This is a genomic window from Micromonospora sp. NBC_01699 (genome assembly GCF_036250065.1).
Classification (GTDB): domain Bacteria; phylum Actinomycetota; class Actinomycetes; order Mycobacteriales; family Micromonosporaceae; genus Micromonospora_G.
Genome location: NZ_CP109199.1, coordinates 3,634,603 through 3,651,926, shown reverse-complemented (window position 1 = coordinate 3,651,926; position 17,324 = coordinate 3,634,603). Strand labels below are relative to the sequence as shown.

Annotated in this window: 17 protein-coding genes; 9 read left to right on the top strand and 8 right to left on the bottom strand. The window is 71.5% G+C overall.

Annotated elements, in window-relative coordinates:
- Positions 1-142 precede the first annotated feature (142 nt).
- From OG792_RS15885 to OG792_RS15850, 8 genes are all read left to right on the top strand, one after another.
- Positions 143-2,017, top strand: a complete 1,875-nt coding sequence (locus OG792_RS15885) for a S8 family peptidase (protein WP_329110429.1) — start codon at positions 143-145, stop codon at positions 2,015-2,017.
- A gap of 212 nt (positions 2,018-2,229) precedes the next feature.
- Positions 2,230-2,466 carry a hypothetical protein gene (locus OG792_RS15880; protein ID WP_329110428.1) on the top strand — a complete coding sequence of 79 codons (237 nt, stop codon included), beginning with the start codon at positions 2,230-2,232 and terminating at the stop codon, positions 2,464-2,466.
- Positions 2,453-3,922 (top strand): MFS transporter, encoded by a 1,470-nt coding sequence (locus tag OG792_RS15875; RefSeq protein WP_329111284.1) that lies wholly within the window; start codon positions 2,453-2,455, stop codon positions 3,920-3,922. The genes OG792_RS15880 and OG792_RS15875 overlap by 14 nt, the downstream gene beginning before the upstream one ends.
- Before the next feature lie 153 nt (positions 3,923-4,075).
- Positions 4,076-4,276 (top strand): hypothetical protein, encoded by a 201-nt coding sequence (locus OG792_RS15870; RefSeq protein ID WP_329110427.1) that lies wholly within the window; start codon positions 4,076-4,078, stop codon positions 4,274-4,276.
- A 104-nt stretch (positions 4,277-4,380) separates the two neighbouring features.
- Complete coding sequence (locus tag OG792_RS15865; RefSeq protein WP_329110426.1) at positions 4,381-4,884, top strand: Asp23/Gls24 family envelope stress response protein; 504 nt, start codon at positions 4,381-4,383, stop codon at positions 4,882-4,884.
- Entirely contained in the window at positions 4,881-5,213 is a 333-nt protein-coding gene (locus OG792_RS15860) for a hypothetical protein (protein WP_329110425.1), read from the top strand. Before OG792_RS15865 ends, OG792_RS15860 begins: the two co-directional genes overlap by 4 nt.
- Positions 5,214-5,222: 9 nt before the next feature.
- Positions 5,223-5,741 carry a hypothetical protein gene (locus OG792_RS15855; protein ID WP_329110423.1) on the top strand — a complete coding sequence of 173 codons (519 nt, stop codon included), beginning with the start codon at positions 5,223-5,225 and terminating at the stop codon, positions 5,739-5,741.
- Complete coding sequence (locus OG792_RS15850; protein WP_329110421.1) at positions 5,738-6,340, top strand: hypothetical protein; 603 nt, start codon at positions 5,738-5,740, stop codon at positions 6,338-6,340. Before OG792_RS15855 ends, OG792_RS15850 begins: the two co-directional genes overlap by 4 nt.
- A gap of 21 nt (positions 6,341-6,361) precedes the next feature.
- Here the strand turns inward: OG792_RS15850 and OG792_RS15845 are convergent, their stop codons facing one another.
- The 7 genes from OG792_RS15845 to OG792_RS15815 all read right to left on the bottom strand — a co-directional run bounded on the left by OG792_RS15845 (position 6,362) and on the right by OG792_RS15815 (position 15,643).
- Positions 6,362-7,045: a response regulator gene (locus OG792_RS15845; RefSeq protein ID WP_329110419.1), complete on the bottom strand. Its 684-nt coding sequence runs from the start codon at positions 7,043-7,045 to the stop codon at positions 6,362-6,364.
- A 22-nt stretch (positions 7,046-7,067) separates the two neighbouring features.
- Positions 7,068-9,611, bottom strand: coding sequence for a sensor histidine kinase (locus OG792_RS15840; protein ID WP_329110418.1), 2,544 nt, complete (start codon positions 9,609-9,611; stop codon positions 7,068-7,070).
- A gap of 46 nt (positions 9,612-9,657) precedes the next feature.
- The gene (locus OG792_RS15835; RefSeq protein WP_329110417.1) at positions 9,658-10,539 is read right to left on the bottom strand and encodes a potassium-transporting ATPase subunit C; all 882 of its coding nucleotides are present in this window, start codon (positions 10,537-10,539) and stop codon (positions 9,658-9,660) included.
- The gene (gene kdpB / locus OG792_RS15830) at positions 10,539-12,683 is read right to left on the bottom strand and encodes a potassium-transporting ATPase subunit KdpB (protein ID WP_442932476.1); all 2,145 of its coding nucleotides are present in this window, start codon (positions 12,681-12,683) and stop codon (positions 10,539-10,541) included. The genes OG792_RS15835 and kdpB overlap by 1 nt, the downstream gene beginning before the upstream one ends.
- A gap of 131 nt (positions 12,684-12,814) precedes the next feature.
- Complete coding sequence (gene kdpA / locus OG792_RS15825) at positions 12,815-14,470, bottom strand: potassium-transporting ATPase subunit KdpA (RefSeq protein ID WP_329110414.1); 1,656 nt, start codon at positions 14,468-14,470, stop codon at positions 12,815-12,817.
- Positions 14,471-14,560: a K(+)-transporting ATPase subunit F gene (kdpF, locus tag OG792_RS15820; RefSeq protein ID WP_329110413.1), complete on the bottom strand. Its 90-nt coding sequence runs from the start codon at positions 14,558-14,560 to the stop codon at positions 14,471-14,473.
- Positions 14,561-14,980: 420 nt separating this feature from the next.
- Positions 14,981-15,643: a copper resistance CopC family protein gene (locus OG792_RS15815; protein ID WP_329110412.1), complete on the bottom strand. Its 663-nt coding sequence runs from the start codon at positions 15,641-15,643 to the stop codon at positions 14,981-14,983.
- A 151-nt stretch (positions 15,644-15,794) separates the two neighbouring features.
- Here OG792_RS15815 and OG792_RS15810 point away from each other — a divergent pair, with 151 nt between their 5' ends.
- Positions 15,795-16,214 carry an OsmC family protein gene (locus OG792_RS15810; protein WP_329110411.1) on the top strand — a complete coding sequence of 140 codons (420 nt, stop codon included), beginning with the start codon at positions 15,795-15,797 and terminating at the stop codon, positions 16,212-16,214.
- Between the two features lie 133 nt (positions 16,215-16,347).
- On the opposite strand, the gene OG792_RS15805 is transcribed toward OG792_RS15810, so the two are convergent.
- Positions 16,348-17,298, bottom strand: a complete 951-nt coding sequence (locus OG792_RS15805; RefSeq protein WP_329110410.1) for an endonuclease/exonuclease/phosphatase family protein — start codon at positions 17,296-17,298, stop codon at positions 16,348-16,350.
- Positions 17,299-17,324 lie beyond the last annotated feature (26 nt).

Here is a 17,324-nt window from a genome sequence, read left to right as displayed (position 1 = left end):
AGAATACGCGACCTGGCAAACAAATCATACATCTCTACATTTCAATGAATCCCCCCTAGCATTTCCCCCAATCAGTTACCCGGAACCATCGATCGGTGGACCACGAGTCCACCGGCCGAACATCTGAAGGGGAGCACGAGGGATGACAACCTCAGGGTCACCCGGGCGCCGCTGGCGCATCGGAGCAGCCGTCACCGCCGCCGCGACCGCCGCGGTCGCCTTCGCCGGCCCAGTCGCCGCCGCACCCGCCGAGGGGCAGATTCAGCGGGCCGGTGGCGCCACCGCGGTCGCCGGCTCGTACGTGGTGGTGTTCAAGGACGCCTCGGTCGCCCAGACCAGCGTCGCCGACACCGCGCAGAGCCTGGCCAAGCGGCACGGCGGCAGCGTCGCCCGCACCTACGAACACGCCCTGCGCGGCTTCGAGGTACGGCTGTCCGAGGCCGCCGCCAAGCGGCTCGCCGCCGACCCGTCGGTGAAGTACGTCCAGCAGAACCACACCGTACGCATCGCCGCCACCCAGACCCCGACCCCCTCCTGGGGCCTGGACCGGATCGACCAGGTCAACCTGCCGCTGAACAACTCCTACACCTACCCGAACACCGGTGCGGGGGTGCGGGCGTACATCATCGACACCGGCATCCGGTTCTCCCACAGTGACTTCGGCGGGCGCGCGGTCACCGGCTTCGACGCGGTCGACGGCGGTTCCGCCGACGACGGCAACGGGCACGGCACGCACGTCGCCGGCACCGTCGGCGGAAACGCGTACGGCGTGGCCAAGGGCGTGACCCTGGTCGGCGTACGGGTGCTCGACAACGGTGGCAGCGGCACGTACGCGGGCGTCATCGCGGGCATCGACTGGGTGACCGCCGACCACGACCCGGGTGAGCGGGCGGTCGCCAACATGAGCCTCGGCGGCGGTTTCGACCAGGGCGTGAACGACGCGGTGACCCGGTCGATCGCGGACGGCGTGGTCTACGGTCTCGCGGCCGGCAACGAGTACAACTCCAACGCCTGCAACGTCTCCCCCGCCAGCACCCCGAACGGGATCACGGTCGGGGCGACGGAGTCGAACGACGCCAAGGCGGGCTACTCCAACATCGGCACCTGCCTGGACATCTTCGCCCCGGGTAGCGCCATCACCTCGGCCTGGAACACCAGCGACAGCGCGACCAACACCATCAGCGGCACCTCGATGGCCACCCCGCACGTGGTCGGCGCCGCCGCCCTGGTGCTCTCGGCCAGCCCCACCTACACCCCGCAGCAGGTACGCGACAAGCTGGTCAACGACGCCACCAACGGCGTGGTGACCAGCCCGGGTGCCGGTTCGCCGAACAAGCTGCTCTACATCGGCAACGTGGTTCCGCCGACCCAGGACTTCTCGATCGCGGTGGCGCCGGGCGCCGGCACGATCAACCCGGGCCAGTCGGTGACCGCCACGGTCAGCACCGCCACCACCGTCGGCAGCGCGCAGTCGGTGGCGCTGAGCGCGAGCGGCCTGCCCAGCGGGGCGACCGCGAGCTTCAGCCCGGCGACGGTCACCTCGGGCGGCTCGTCCACCCTGACCATCGCCACCACCGCCGCCACCCCGTCGGGCACCTACACGGTGACCGTCACCGGCACCGGTCCGGTCACCACCCAGGCGACGTCGTACTCGTTGACGATCAACGGGGCGCCGGGTTGCACCCAGACCAACGGCAACGACGTGGCGATCCCGGACAACACCACGGTGGAGAGCACGATCACCGTCTCCGGCTGTGCGCGTAACGGCCGGACCAACGCCACCGTCGCGGTGAACATCGTCCACACGTACCAGGGTGACCTGGTCGTCTCGCTGATCGCTCCGGACAACAGCGCCTACGTGCTGCACAACCGGACCGGCGGCAGCACCGACAACATCAACACGACCTACACCGTCAACCTCTCCAGCGAGCCGGCCAACGGCACCTGGCGGCTCCGGGTGCAGGACGCGGCCACCATCGACACCGGTTACATCAACAGCTGGACCCTGGCGCTCTGACGCCCTCGTCCAGTCGGATCGCACGATCCACCGGAGCCCCGGCACCATGCCGGGGCTCCGGCCCGTCCGGGTCCGGGCCGCCGCCGACCCGCCGGGCCGCGTGTGGGCAAACCTCCGGTGTACGCCCCGCCGGTCGGGAATCATCGACTGAAGGCGGGGTATCCGCCCGGCCGTGAGGTGCCCGACAGTGTGGTCGAGCGGAGGGGCTTTCCATGCGACAAGTACAACTTTCGGACGTCGAGGAGCGGGTGTACGCGGCGGTGACCGCCCTTGAGGCGAAGGGGCAGGTGCCCTATCCGGCCGCGATCGCCGACGAGTCCGGGCTGGCCGAGGAGCAGCTGACCGCGCCGCTGCACAACCTCTCGGTCAAGAACCTGCTGCACCGGGAGGACTCCCCGCTGGCCGGCCTCGACTTCGGCCCCCGGTGGTGCGCGCATCAGGCCGCATAGCGGTCGGGGCGGGACGAACCGTCAGCGCAATCTCGCGCTGACGGTGGGTCTGATCGCGTCGTTCATGACGCTGCTGGACGTGAGCATCGTCAACGTCGCGGTGCCGTCGATCGAACGGGCGCTGAAGGCGTCACCGAGCGAACTGCAATGGGTCCTCTCCGGCTACGCGCTCACCTTCGGCCTGGTCCTCGTCGCCGCCGGCCGGTTCGGCGACATCCACGGCCGGCGCAACGTCTTCATCGCCGGGCTGGCCCTGTTCACCGTATCCAGCGCGGCCGCCGGCCTGGCCACCTCACCGGAGTGGCTGATCATCGCCCGACTGATCCAGGGCGCCGCCGCCGGTGTGGTGAACCCGCAGGTCGTCGGCATGATCCAGCAGATGTTCCAGGGGTCGGAACGGGGCCGCCCGTTCGGGCTGCTCGGCTCGGTGATCGGCATCTCGACCGCTATCGGGCCCCTGCTCGGCGGGCTGCTGATCGCGCTGGACGGTACGCACGAGGGCTGGCGGCTGGTCTTCTTCGTGAACGTACCGGTCGGCATCGCCACCATCATCTTCGGCTGGCGGGTGCTGCCACCGCACCGCCCCGGCCCGGAGAAGAGCTTCGACCCGGTCGCGGTGCTGCTGCTCGGGTTCGGCGTGACGCTGCTGCTGCTGCCGCTGATCGAGGAGCGGCAGTGGCAGGGCTTCCTGAAGTGGCTGCTGATACCGGCCGCGGGGCTGGTGCTGACCGGTTTTGTCTACTGGGAGCGCCACTACCGCCGGCGCGGCGAGCCGCTGTTCGACCTCGCCCTGTTCCGGCACCGCTCGTACAGCCTGGGCAGCCTGATCGCGCTGCTCTACTTCGCCGGCTTCACCGCGCTGTTCTTCGTGTTCACACTGTTCCTACAGAACGGGCTGCGCTACAGCGCGCTGGCCGCCGGACTGGCGGTGACACCGTTCGCCCTGGGCTCCGCCGGTTCGGCGATCCTCGGCGGCCGGCTGGTCATCCGGTTCGGCCGGCCACTGGTGGCGATCGGGTTGACCCTGGTCGCGCTCGGGTTGATCGGCACCATGGTGGCGCTGCACTTCGTGCCCGGTCACGGCGCCCCGTACGCCACCGCCGCCCCACTGCTGCTCGCCGGCCTGGGCAGCGGACTGGTGATCACGCCGAACCAGACCCTGACCCTGGCCGAGGTGCCGGTGGAACGGGGCGGGGCGGCGGCGGGAATGTTGCAGACCGGGCAGCGGATCGGCTCGGCGGCCGGGATCGCGGGCGTCGGCACGGTGTTCTTCGACGCCCTCGCCTCCACCCACAACGGTTGGGCGAGGGCGTTCCGGGACGCGCTGCTCATCGCGCTCGGTTTTGTCCTGGTCGCGCTCGTCGCCGCGGTGGTGGACATCCTGGCCGGTCGGCGCGCGGCGGGTCGGCCGGGCGCGGCGACGGCGAGCGGGAGCGCGACCGGCGGTCCGGGATGACGGACGCACCGGGCCTGGTCACGGGTAAACCCGCCGGAACCCGGAAGAGACTGTGATCTGGCTCACCCAATTGTCGGAGGCAATCGGGTTCGGATCGGCGCCATCGGTGTATGCAACGGGCGAACCGTGCGTCCGCCACCGGGGAGGTAACCAATGTCCCGCCAGCAGTTCGGTTTCGTGATCGGCTTCCTCATCGCGGCGGTCTGGGCCGTCGCCGGCTTCGGGGCGGCGGCCGGTGCGGTCCTTGCCGGCCTGGTCGGCTGGCTCGCCGTACGGGTGATCGACGGCGACCTCTCGGTGGCCGGACTCACCGACCGGGCCAGCGCCAACCGGCGGCGCTCCCCCACGCCCTAGGGCACCACCGCGACCCGTGGTCGACGGTGGACCCGACCGTGGCATGGCACCCGGATGTCGGGCCACGCCCGGACCGGACCAGGAACGAGTTCAGGAGGCAGCAGATGGCTGACACCGACACCCGGACCGACGGCCGGGAGAAGATCAAATCCCCGAGCCAGCTCATCCAGCCCGGCACCGGACAACCCGCCCGCGCCCAACTCACCACGGACTCCGGCAAGACCCGGATCGCCGAGGGTGTGGTCGCGAAGATCGCCGGCTTCGCCGCGCGGGAGATCCCCGGTGTGCACTCGATGGGCTCCGGCGTGGCCCGCCGGGTCGGCCAGCTGCGCAATCTCGTACCGGGCGGGTCGGAGGCGTCGACCCAGGGCGTCTCGGTCGACGTCGGCGAGCGCGAGGCCGCCGTGGACCTGGACATCGTCACCTGGTACGGCCAGAGCATCGTCGACGTCTCCGACGCGGTACGCCGCAATGTGATCGAGCGGGTACAGGCGATGACCGGCCTGAACGTGATCGAGGTGAACATCAACGTGGACGACGTGTTCGTCGACGGCGAACAGAGCGGTGGCGGCTCCGCCGGCAACGCCTCGGGTACCCGGGCCCAATGACCGAGCAACGGACCCGCGCCGACCGGGTCGCCCTCGCCACCGCCGTACGCGACGCCGTGCTCGGGGTGGACGGGGTGGCCGGGCTGAGCACCGGCGGGCCGGTGGAGGTGGCCACCCTGTACGCCGGCGGCAAGGTCTCCGGGGTCCGGTTGGCCGACGACCTGGTCGAGGTGCACGTCACCGTCGACGCGGTACCGATCGAACCGCTCGGTGAACGGATCCGGGCCGCGGTCCGGTCCGTACTGGAACGGGCCGGCGCGGACCGGCCGGTGGAGGTCGTCGTCGACGACGTCGACCTGGCGGCGCTCACCGCCGAAACCCGGAGGTGATCCATGCGGGTGGTCAACCGATTGGCATCACTGCTGCTGGCCGTCATCCTGCTCGGCGGCGGTCTGCTGCTCGCGGCCGAGGCGGCGGCGGTCGCCCTGGACCTGCCGTCGCTGCTGATCGACCGGACGGGCTGGTTCGACACGCTGACCAGCACCACCGTCGACGACCCGGTGATCTTCGCGGTCTCGATCGCGGTCGGCGTACTGGGTCTGCTGATCCTGCTCGGCCAGCTGCGCCGGTGGACCCCCAACCGGCTCGCCGTACCGCTCGCCGACGGGTGGCACCTGCACCGCAGGTCGGTCGAGCACCGTCTCGCCGACGCCGCCGACCGGGTCCCCGGCGTACGGGACGCGCGGGCCCGGGTACGCCGGCACGGCGACTCGTGGTCGTCCCGGATCCGCGCCGTCGGCGACCCGTCCACCCGGCCGCAGGTCGAGAACGCGGTCCGGCAGGAACTCGACCGGCTGGCCGCACCGCCGGCCGACCGGCTCGACATCGAGCTGGCCCGGGAACGGAGGACGACATGAGCCACGCCGGCAACCGGCTGCTCTGGACGGTGATCGGCCTGCTGCTGGTCGCGCTCGGCGCGGCGGCGGCGGCGGCGAACCTGGGCCACCTGCCGGGGATCGACCAACGGGCACCACTGATCTGGTCGGCGTTCCGAGGGGTGTTCCGGGACATCTCGCCGTGGGGCCCGATCGTCGCCATCGCCCTGGGACTGCTGCTGGCCTACCTCGGCTGGACGCTGCTGCGCCGGCAACTGCGTCCGGCCGGCGACCCGGCGATGGACGAGTACGACCTGCGATCGGTCACCGGCGACCGGGCGGCGTACGACGGCAGCGGGCCGGGCGTCACCATCGTCCAGGGCTCGTCCCTGGCCGACGGTCTCGAACGCGACCTCGTCCGCGAGCCGCAGATCCGCCGGGCCTCGGTCTGGCTGACCGGGGACCCACCCACCCCGGAGATCAGGATCAAGCTCTACGTGACCCCACAGGCCCCGCTGGCCACGCTGCGCGAATCGGTGCAGGCGGCGGTGGACCGGTTCGCCACCACCTCCGGCTTGCGGCCGAGGCACCTGGACATCACCGCGCGGGTGGATGCCGGCGGTGCCGCGCGGGTGCACTGATCCGGTGCATCCCGGCGCGGTCTACTCGGGCTGGAACCGGTAACCCATGCCCGGTTCGGTCAGCAGGTGGCGCGGTCGGGCCGGGTCGTCCTCAAGCTTGCGGCGCAACTGGGCCATGTACTGGCGCAGGTAGTTCGTCTCGGACTGGTACTGCGGACCCCACACGTCGTGCAGCAACTGGCGCTGGCTGACCAACCGGCCCGGATTGCGGATCAGGATCTCCAGCAGGTGCCACTCGGTCGGGGTGAGCCGCACCTCCCGCCCGTCGTCCGACCGGACCGTACGGGCCGCCAGGTCGACCGTGTAGCGGCCGACGGTGACGGTGGCGACCGCCTCCCCGGCACCGGTCGTACGCCGGGTCACGGCCCGGACCCGGGCCAGGAGTTCGTCCACGCCGAACGGCTTGGTGACGTAGTCGTCCGCACCGGCGTCGAGGGCGAGGACCTTGTCCTGGCTACCGGCCCGGCCGGAGAGCACGATGATCGGGATGTTCGTCCAGCCCCGCAGGCCCCGGATCACGTCCACCCCGTCCATGTCCGGCAGCCCCAGGTCCAGCACCACCAGGTCCGGATGCTGGCTGGCGGCCAGCCGCAACGCGTCCGCCCCGTCCGCCGCGACGGCCACCTCGTAGCGCCGGGCCCGCAGGTTGATCCGCAGGGCGCGCAGGATCTGCGGCTCGTCGTCGACCACCAGCACCCTGGTCACGCCGGTCCCCCGGCTGGTCCGCTCATCGGTTGTCTCCTTCGGCCGCCGGCAGGCTGAGCACCATGGTCAGCCCTCCGCCGGGGGTGTCCTCGGGAACCAGTGTGCCGCCCATCGCCTCGGCGAGGCCACGCGACAGCGCCAACCCGAGTCCGACCCCGGCGTGGTTGTCCCGGTCGCCGTGCCGTTGGAACGGTAGGAACGCCTGCTCCCACTGGTCGTGCGGCAGGCCGGGCCCGTGGTCGGTCACCCGCAGCTCGACCAGCCCGCCGTGCTCGCTGGCCGAGACCGACGGCGGCCGGTCGCTCGGACTGAACCGCAGCGCGTTGGCGACCAGGTTCACCAGCACCCGTTCCAGCAGGCCGGGGTCGGCCAGCACCGCCCGCAGGTGGGCGGGCAGGCTCACCCGTACCCGACGGGCCGGCTCCCCCATCTCGTCCAACACCGGCGGGACCGCGTCCTCCAGCCCGATCGGGGCCAGCGACAACCCGAGTACGCCGGCCTGCAACCGGCTCATGTCCAGCAGGTTCGTCACCAGCCGGGTCAGCCGATCGAGCGACTCGTCAGCGGTGGCGAGCAGTTCCTCCCGGTCGGACTCGTCGAACTCGACCTCGTGGCTGCGCAGGCTGGTCACCGCCGCCTTGGCCGACGCCAGCGGCGTACGCAGGTCGTGGCTGACCGCGGCGAGCAGCGCCGTACGCATCCGGTCGGCCTCGGCCAGTGGCCGGGCGGTCGCCGCCTCCTGCGCCAGCCGCTCCTGGCGCAGGGCGAGCGCGGCCTGGGCGGCGAACGCCTCCACCACCTGCCGGTCGGCGGCGGCGAGCACCCGCCCGCAGAGCACCAGGGACAGGTTCTCGGCGGCGCGCACCGAGACGTCCCCACCGGCGGGGGTGAGGCACGGTGCGGGGCCGACGCTGCCGGCCACCCGCCAGGCCCTGGGGTCGCGCTGCCGGTCCGGTCCGCCCGCCACCTCCGGGGCCCGTTCCAACAGGGTGACCGAGGTGAGCCCGAAGGTCTCCCGAAGCTGTTCCAGCAGGGCGGTCAGCGGTCGGGTGCCGCGCAGCACGCTACCGGCGACCATCGCCAGCGTCTGGGCGTCGGCGCTGGCCCGCGCCGCCTCCCGGGTACGCCGCGCGGCCAGGTCGACGACCGCGCTGACCGCTGCGGCGACCAGCAGGAACACGACCAGGGCGAGCAGGTTCTCCCGCTGCGCGATGGTGAACGCGTGCAGGGGTGCGGTGAAGAAGTAATTGATCACCAGGGAGGCGACCACCGCGGCCAGCAGCGCCGGCCAGAGCCCACCGACCAGCGCCACCGCGATCACCATGCCGAGGAAGAGCAGGATGTCGCTGGCCAGCGAGAGGTCGTCGGCCAGCAGCCGGAGCAGCACCGTCAGCAGCGGGATGCCGAGCGCGGCCAAGCCGAAGCCGGTCAACCGGCGGCGCCGGGACAACGCGCTGGTCACCGACGGCGGGCGGCGGCCGTGCCCGATCTGCTCGTGGGTCACCAGGTGGACGTCGATCGCCCCGGACAGCGCCACCGTGGTCACCCCGACACCACGGGAGAGGATCTGGGCCAACCGACCGCGCCGGCTGGCGCCGAGCACGATCTGACTGGCGTTCACACCCAGGGCGAAGTCGAGCAGCGCGGTCGCGATGTCGCCGCCGACCACCTGGTGGTACGTGCCGCCGAGGCTCTCCACCAGCACCCGTTGCCGGGCCAGTTGGGTCGGGTCCACGCCGGTCAGCCCGTCGCTGCGGTTCACGTGTACGGCGAGCAGGTCGGCACCGGTCGGCGTACGGGCCGCGACCCGGGCCGCCCGGCGGATCAGGGTCTCGCCCTCGGGTCCACCGGTCAGCGCCACCACCACCCGTTCGCGCGCCTCCCACCTGGCGCCGATGTTGTGCTCGGCCCGGTAGCGGTCGAGCTGGTCGTCGACCTTGTCGGCGAGCCAGAGCAGGGCGAGTTCGCGCAGGGCGGTGAGGTTGCCGACCCGGAAGTAGTTGCCGAGCGCGGCGTCGATCCGGTCGGCCCGGTAGATGTTGCCGTGCGCCATCCGGCGGCGCAGCGCCTCCGGCGTCATGTCGACCAGTTCGACCTGCTCGGCCTGGCGGACCACGTCGTCGGGCAGGGTCTCCCGCTGGACGATGCCGGTGATCTGCTCGACCACGTCGTTGAGCGACTCCAGGTGCTGGATGTTCACCGTGGAGAGCACGTCGATCCCGGCGTCGAGCAGCTCCTGCACGTCCTGCCAGCGTTTGGCGTTGCGCGAGCCGGGCACGTTGGTGTGGGCGAGTTCGTCCACCACCGCGATCTCGGGCCGCCGGGCGAGCACCGCGTCGAGGTCCATCTCGGTGAACTCGGCGCCCCGGTGGGTCATCGTCGCGCGCGGCACGATCTCCAGGTCGCCGAGCATCGCCGCGGTGTGCTTGCGGCCGTGGGTCTCGGCGAATCCGACCACCACGTCGGTGCCCCGCTCGGCCCGGCGGTGCGCCTCCTCCAACATCGCGTACGTCTTGCCGACGCCGGGGGCGGCGCCGAGATGGATGCGCAGTTGTCCACGTGCCACCAGTTGATCCTGCCGCATCTGCACTCGGAGCCGCCCCGGGTAGGGCTCAGCTGTTGCCGGGGAACTGTCGGTCCAGGGCGAGGTTGAGCTCCAGTACGTTCACCGCGGGCTCGCCCATGAAGCCCAGTGCCCGGTCGGTGGTGTACTTCTCGACCAGCGCCCGTACGGTCGCCACGTCGGTGCCCCGTTCCCGCGCCACCCTCGGCGCCTGTAGTCGGGCGTACGCCGGGCTGATGTTGGGATCGAGGCCGCTGCCGCTGGCGGTGACCGCGTCGGCGGGCACCGCCGGCTCGGACGGTGCGGTGCCCCGGACCGGGGTGACGATCCCGTGGCTGTAGTCCCGGCCGATCTCGGCGCACTCCACGGTCACCCCCTGGTAGGTGGTGACGAACGGGGTGGCCGGGCAGAGCTGGTTGATGCTGACCGCCCGGGTCACCGGCCCGGTCAGGCCGTCGCGGTAAAACACCGACAGCACCGCGCCGATCCCGTCGGAGGTGCAGTACGGCCGGGCGCCGCTGACCCCCTCCAGTTCACCGATCGCCCGGCTGCGCTCGCAGACCTGGGTGAGCAGGCTCGGCGAGGCGTCGTCCGGGTTGGCGGCGAGGGTGTCCACCACGCTCTCCGGGCCGAGGTTGCTGGCGCTGGTCGAGGTGGGGTCGTAGCCGTCACCGGCGGCCGACGGGCGGCTCTGGAAGTAGCGCGGTACGGCGTTTCCGTCGGCGTCGGTGAAGAGCTGGCCGATCAGCCGGCTGCCGACCGGGTGACCGTCGGCGGTCCGCACCAGGGAGCCCTCGGCCCGGCTGTTCAGGCCGGGAAGCTGCCCGACCGCGACCATGGCCAGTGGGTAGGCCAGGCCGAGCAGGGCGGTGAAGACCAGCACCGCACGGAACGCGGCGAGGTGCTGGGCGAGCCAGGAAGGTAGACGCATCACGAGATCCCCGGGATGAACTGGATGATGAGGTCGATGATCTTGATACCGACGAACGGGGCCACGATCCCACCGAGGCCGTACAGCCACAGGTTGCGGGCGAGCAGGGCCGAGGCGCTGCTCGGCCGGTACCCCACGCCGCGCAGGGCCAGCGGCACCAGGGCGATGATGACGATCGCGTTGAAGATGACCGCGGACAGGATCGCCGAGGTCGGGCTGGACAGCCGCATGATGTTGAGGGTGTCCAGGCTGGGGTAGATGCCGGCGAACATGGCCGGGATGATCGCGAAGTACTTCGCGATGTCGTTGGCGATGGAGAACGTGGTCAGGGCGCCCCGGGTGATCAGCAACTGCTTGCCGATCTCGACGATCTCGATCAGCTTGGTCGGGTCCGAGTCGAGGTCGACCATGTTGCCGGCCTCCTTCGCGGCCGACGTACCGGTGTTCATCGCCACGCCGACGTCGGCCTGGGCCAGCGCCGGGGCGTCGTTGGTGCCGTCACCGGTCATCGCGACCAGCCGGCCACCCTCCTGCTCCTTCCTGATCAGCGCGAGCTTGTCCTCCGGCGTCGCCTCGGCCAGGAAGTCGTCCACCCCGGCCTCGTCCGCGATCGCCTTCGCCGTACGCGGGTTGTCGCCGGTGATCATCACCGTACGGATGCCCATCCGGCGCATCTCGTCGAAGCGCTCCCGCATCCCGCTCTTGACCACGTCCTTGAGGTGGATCACCCCGAGGGCGCGGGCCGGTTGACCGTCGACGCGCTCGGCGACGACCAGTGGCGTACCGCCACTGCCGCTGATCCCGTCGACGATGTCGCCGACCTGCTCGGTCGGGTGGCCGCCGTTGTCGCGTACCCATTTCATGACGGCCGCGGCCGCGCCCTTGCGGATCTGCCGAACCGGACCGCCCTCGCTCCCGACCGCGGGGCTCGCAAGCTCACTCCGCGCGCTCGCTTCCCTGTCGGCGCCGCCCTCGGCACCGAGGTCGACGCCGCTCATCCGGGTCTGCGCGGTGAACGGCACGAAGGTGGCGTGCGGTACGACACCGGGCTCCCGCTCCCGCAGGCCGTACTCGTTCTTGGCCAGGACGACCACCGAGCGCCCCTCCGGGGTCTCGTCGGCCAGACTGGACAACTGTGCGGCGTCGGCGACCTCGGCCGGCGACACCCCGTCGACGGGCAGGAACTCGGACGCCTGCCGGTTGCCGAGGGTGATGGTGCCGGTCTTGTCGAGCAGCAGCGTGTCGACGTCGCCGGCCGCCTCGACCGCACGGCCGCTCATCGCCAGCACGTTGCGCTGGACGAGTCGGTCCATGCCGGCGATGCCGATCGCCGACAGCAGGGCGCCGATGGTGGTCGGGATGAGGCAGACCAGCAGCGACACCAGCACGATGCCGGTGACCCCGTGGGCGTCGACCGCGGCGGTGTCCGGTGCGGCGGCCTGGAACGCCTTGGAGAAGATCGCCAACGGTTGCAGGGTGACCACCGAGAGCAGGAAGATCACGGTGAGCGCGGCGAGCAGGATGTTGAGCGCGATCTCGTTCGGCGTCTTCTGCCGGTTCGCGCCCTCGACCAGGGCGATCATCCGGTCGATGAAGCTCTGCCCCGGCTTCTGGGTGATCCTCACGATGATCCGGTCGGAGAGCACCCTGGTACCGCCGGTGACCGCGCTGCGGTCCCCGCCGGACTCGCGGATCACCGGCGCGGACTCACCGGTGATGGCCGACTCGTCGACGCTGGCGATCCCCTCGACCACGTCGCCGTCACCGGGGATGATCTGACCGGCGTCGACCAGGACGACGTCATCCAGGCGCAGTTCGGTGGCGGCGACCGCCTCCTCCCGGTAGCGACTGGCCGGGGTGTTCGGCGACCAGCCGGTCAGCCGGGTCGCGATCGTGTCCTTCTTGGCCTGCCGCAGGGTGGCCGCCTGCGCCTTGCCCCGTCCCTCGGCGACCGCCTCGGCCAGGTTGGCGAAGAGCACGGTCAGCCAGAGCCACACGGTGATCAGCCAGGCGAAGACGGTCGGGTCGGCGATCGCGAGCACAGTGGTGAACACGGCGCCGACCTCGACGATCAGCATCACCGGGTTGCGCCAGAGGGTGCGTGGGTCGAGCTTGCGGGCCGCGTCCGGCAGGGATCGGATCATCTGTACGGGGTCCAGCAGGCCACCGCCGATCCGACTGCTCGGATCGCCGGACCCGCCCGACGGGGGGCGACCACCCGACGGGGCGGGGGCCAGCGGAGTGGTAGTCATCTTCTCTTTCCTCAGCATGTCGGTCACAGGCCCTCGGCCAGCGGGCCGAGCGCGAGCGCGGGCAGGAAGGTCAACGCCACGAGGATCACCGTCACGCCGACGACCATGCCGACGAAGAGCGGGCGGTGGGTCGGCAGCGTGCCCTCCGACGCGGGTACGGGTTTCTGCCGGGCCAGCGACCCGGCCAGGCCGAGCACGAAGATGATCGGCAGGAAGCGGCCGAGCAGCATCGCCAACCCCAGCGTGGTGTCCCACCAGCCGGTGTTGACGGTGATCCCGCCGAACGCCGACCCGTTGTTGTTGCTCGCCGAGGTGAAGGCGTACAGGACCTCGGAGAGGCCGTGCGGGCCGACGTTGAGCGCGGTGGAGTTGTTGCCGGTGCCGAACGCCAGCGCCGTACCGACCAGCACCAGGGTCGGTGTGATCAGGAAGTAGAGCGAGGCGAACTTGATCTCCCGGGCGCCGATCTTCTTACCCAGGTACTCCGGGGTCCGCCCGACCATCAGCCCGGCCACGAACACCGTGATCACGGCGAGGATCAGCAGGCCGTAGAGGCCCGCGCCGACACCACCGGGGGCAACCTCGCCGAGCATCATGTTGACCATCGGCATCATGCCGCCCAGCGGGGTGAACGAGTCGTGGAACGAGTTCACCGCCCCGGTCGAGGTGAGCGTGGTCGCCGCCGCGAAGGTGGCCGAGTTCGACACCCCGAAGCGGACGTCCTTGCCCTCCATCGCGGCCCCGACCGCGTGCGGCACCGTGCCGCCCGCGCTCAGCTCGAACGCGTTGGTCAGCACGATGCTGGCGACGGCCAGGATCGCCATCACCGCCACGATCGCGTAGCCCTGCCGGTTCTGCCCGACCAGCCGGCCGAAGACGCGGGGCAGGCTGAACGGGATCAGGAAGATCAGGAAGAGCTGGAGCCAGTTGGTCCAGGTGGTCGGGTTCTCGAACGGGTGGGCGCTGTTGACGTTGTAGAAGCCGCCGCCGTTGGTGCCGAGTTCCTTGATCACCTCCTGGCTGGCCACCGGGCCGCCGGTGATCGTCTGCGTTCCGCCGGTCAGGGTGGTCACGTCGGTGCCGCCGTGCAGGTTCTGCACCATGCCGGCCGCGATGAACACGACCGTGCCGACCACCGCGATCGGGAGCAGGATCCGCAGGGTGATCCGGGTCAGGTCGACCCAGAAGTTGCCCAGCCGGTCGGTCCGGCTCCTGGCGAGGCCACGGACCAGCGCGACCGCCACGGCGATGCCGACGGAGGCGGAGACGAAGTTCTGCACCGCGAGGCCGGCCATCTGCACCAGGTGACCCATGGTCGACTCACCCGAGTACGCCTGCCAGTTGGTGTTGGTGACGAACGAGACCGCGGTGTTCCACGCGACGTGGTTGGTCACCGGGTCGAGGCCGAGGGAGAGCCAGAGCCTGTCCTGAAGGCGCAGGAAGGCGTACAGGAACAGGATCGAGATCAGCGAGAAGGCGAGCACGCTGCGGGCGTACACGCCCCAGGACTGCTCGCCCCGCCGGTCGACCCCGATCAGCCGGTAGATGCCCCGCTCCACCCGCGAGTGCCGGGTCCCGGCGACCACGTTGTACATGTAGTCGCCGAACGGGCGGTACGCCGCGACCAGCGCGGCGGCGAGCACGACAATGAAGATCACGCCCGCGGTTGTCGTACTCATCTAGAAACGCTCCGGGAAAAGGAGGGCAATCACCAGGAAGACAGCCAGCGCGGCCGATACGATCAGACCGACGAGGTTGACCACGTTCACAGCCGCTCCACCGCCCGGACCACCAGGGCAAGGGCCGCGAACAGTCCCACTGTCAGCAGCACGAACACGACGTCGATCACCGAACGTCTCCTCAATCGGGGGTTCATCGCGGCCGTGACCGGCCGCACCGAACCATGGAAACGCGCCCCACCGGGCGGGGTCACCGGTCCTGACGATCCCGCTACGCCGGGCCGACCCTTCTTGACGATCCCTTGACGTCGGTGGCGGATCAGGGCACCCGCGCGGCGATCCGGGGCAGCGCGACCAGCGACACGCCGGGTCGAATCAGACGGCGTGGTGGAGGCGGACGACGGGTCGGACGGTGGCGTTCAGGTGCACGCGGATGTCGACCCGAGGTCGGCCGGTCGCCCCGGACGGGAGAGTTCGGCCCCGGTGGGGCCGGCGGTCGTCGGGTGGGGGTCAGCCGGCGCGGCGGGCCCGGATCCTCACGGTGAGCACTACCGCACCGGCGAGGACGGCCGCACCCAGTAGCCCGAGCACGAGCAGCAGCGGGCGGGATGTGCCGTCGGCGTCACTGGCCTGCGCCGCGGGCGGTGGCGTGCCGATGTTCGGGGTGGTGGTACCGGCGGCCGGGTCGGTGCCGGGGGTCGTGGTCACCGGCGCGGTGCCGGCCGGCGCGGGAGCCGGTGCGTTCGTCGTCGCTCCGGCCGGGGGCGGCGGGACGGTACCGGCGGGCGCGGTCCCGGCCTCGGTGACGGTGAAGCTGAAGGTGCCGACGGCGGGCGGGCCGGTGACCGGCGACATCTCGTAACGGACGGTGTAGCGGCCGGCGGCGCCGGGCCGGACCGGTTGGCGTACGCCGACGCCCCTGATGTTCGGCGGCGAGGACACCACGTCCACCCCGTCCGGGCCGGTGACCATGATCTTCACCGAGGACGGCGACTCATCGAAGACCAGCGTGATCACCTCGGGCAGCCGCGCGACGGTCTGGTCCGCAGCCGGGTCGCTCTGTCGCAGGGACGCCTGCGCGGCTCCGGCGGGCGGTGCCCACAGCAACGGCAGGGTGAGCCCGAACAGGATCACGGCGAGGGCGGCGAGAACTCGGCCGGCGGTGCTACGCATGCGCCACACCATAGTCATCCGCCGATGCCGGGGCCAGCGCTGGCGTACCGCCGCAGCCGCCGACGAATCGATCTCGACCGGCCGACCGGCCGTGCGGTGTTTTACGGCGTGTCGGCCGGGTAGCCCGGCGGGGAGCGACAGGGGGTACGCGATGTCGGATTCGTGGGTCCGCGAGGGCACGGCGATCGCGGAGGGCGGACAGTTGCGTACCGGCGACGGGCGGTTTTCGACCGCGCTCGCCTCCCCGCTCGCACCGCACTGCAACGGGCTGGCGCCGGAGGAACTGCTCGCCGCGGCGTTTGCCGCCTGCCTGCACCACGCCGCCGTCGAGGCGGCGACGTCGGTCACCGACGAGGCACACACGGTCCAGGTACGGGCGCAGGCGCGACTCGGCCGCGACCCCGACGGCTGCTACCACGCCGACGTACGGGCGAGCATCGCCGCGGTGGGACTCACCCGACAGCAGTTGGCCAGGTTGGCCGACTCCGCCGATCGGCTCTGGCCCTTCTCCAGCAACGGTGGCGGCCGGCACACGCTCACCGTCAGCCCGGCGACATCCGCCGACCGCTGATCCCCCGTCCCTCGCTCGCCAGCGAAAACGACGTTCCGCCGAAAGCCGGCCGTCAGCCCGAAAGCCGGCCGTCAGCCCGAAAGCCGGCCGTCAGCCCGAAAGCCGGCGCGGGCAGTGCAAACGGCCGGCGCGGTCAGCGGAAGCCGGCGGTCACCGCACGGTGGTCGCTGGCCGGGGTGCGGACCACGCCCGCCGAGGCGGCGGTGAGGCCGCGGTAGAGGACGTGGTCGGGTCGGGTGACCGGCAGCGCCGCCGGCCAGGTGAAGCCCAGCCCCCGTCCCGCGTCGGCCTGGGCGTCGGCGAGCAGGTCGGTCAGCGGCGAGATGGCCCGGTCGGTGCTGGCCGTGTTGAAGTCGCCGAGCACGATCAGTCGTTGGGCGGGGTCCTGCCGCAACGCGGTGGCCAGCATGCCGACCGTGTGGTCACGGGTCGCGGTGTCCCCGGCGCGGGCCGACCCGAGGTGGACGACGTAGACGACGACCTCGCCGTGCGGTGTCTCCACCACCGCCCGCAGCGCCCGGTTCCAGCCCATCCCGGTGTCGACGCCCACGTCGTCGCGGATCGGGAACCGACTCCAGAGCGCGACGGTGGATTCGGCGGCCCGGTACGGGTACCGCTCCCGCAGCGCCCCGGCGGCCGGGCCCTGGATGTTGCCGGCCACCTCCTGAAGGCCGATCAGGTCGGGTTCGGTGCCGGCCAGCGCGGTGACGGTCGCGACCGGATCCGGGTTGCCGACGCGGAGGTTCTGGCTGGCCACCCGCAGCGCGACCGCCCCACCGGCACCGGCGGGCAGCCAGGCGGTGCCGAACATGAGGGTCCAGACCAGGATCGGCAGCAGCAGTGTCAGCAGGGCGAGGCGGGACCGGCGCAGCAGGGCGACGAGGGCGAGCACCGGGATGCCGAGGCCGAGGAAGGGAAGGCCGCTGTCGACCAGGCTGCCGAAGCCGCCGATGTTCGGGATCAGCCGGTGACCGGCGATCACCGCGGCCAGAAGGACGGCTGCCACCGCGACGAACAGGCCGCGTCGCCGTCGCGGCGGCTGGGGCTCGCCCAGTTCGGCGGGGTTCGTCTCGCTCGCGGTCACCACCCGCATCGTATCGGAGGGCACGG

Excerpts from the sequence above, each read along its gene's own strand:
- OG792_RS15885 (WP_329110429.1), top strand. The coding sequence starts at position 143 with ATGACAACCTCAGGGTCACCCGGGCGCCGCTGGCGCATCGGAGCAGCC.
- OG792_RS15815 (WP_329110412.1), bottom strand. The coding sequence starts at position 15,643 with ATGCGTAGCACCGCCGGCCGAGTTCTCGCCGCCCTCGCCGTGATCCTG.
- OG792_RS15835 (WP_329110417.1), bottom strand. The coding sequence starts at position 10,539 with ATGCGTCTACCTTCCTGGCTCGCCCAGCACCTCGCCGCGTTCCGTGCG.
- OG792_RS15870 (WP_329110427.1), top strand. The coding sequence starts at position 4,076 with ATGTCCCGCCAGCAGTTCGGTTTCGTGATCGGCTTCCTCATCGCGGCG.
- OG792_RS15865 (WP_329110426.1), top strand. The coding sequence starts at position 4,381 with ATGGCTGACACCGACACCCGGACCGACGGCCGGGAGAAGATCAAATCC.
- OG792_RS15880 (WP_329110428.1), top strand. The coding sequence starts at position 2,230 with ATGCGACAAGTACAACTTTCGGACGTCGAGGAGCGGGTGTACGCGGCG.
- OG792_RS15810 (WP_329110411.1), top strand. The coding sequence starts at position 15,795 with ATGTCGGATTCGTGGGTCCGCGAGGGCACGGCGATCGCGGAGGGCGGA.
- kdpA (WP_329110414.1), bottom strand. The coding sequence starts at position 14,470 with ATGAGTACGACAACCGCGGGCGTGATCTTCATTGTCGTGCTCGCCGCC.
- kdpB (WP_442932476.1), bottom strand. The coding sequence starts at position 12,683 with ATGATCCGATCCCTGCCGGACGCGGCCCGCAAGCTCGACCCACGCACC.
- OG792_RS15860 (WP_329110425.1), top strand. The coding sequence starts at position 4,881 with ATGACCGAGCAACGGACCCGCGCCGACCGGGTCGCCCTCGCCACCGCC.
- OG792_RS15850 (WP_329110421.1), top strand. The coding sequence starts at position 5,738 with ATGAGCCACGCCGGCAACCGGCTGCTCTGGACGGTGATCGGCCTGCTG.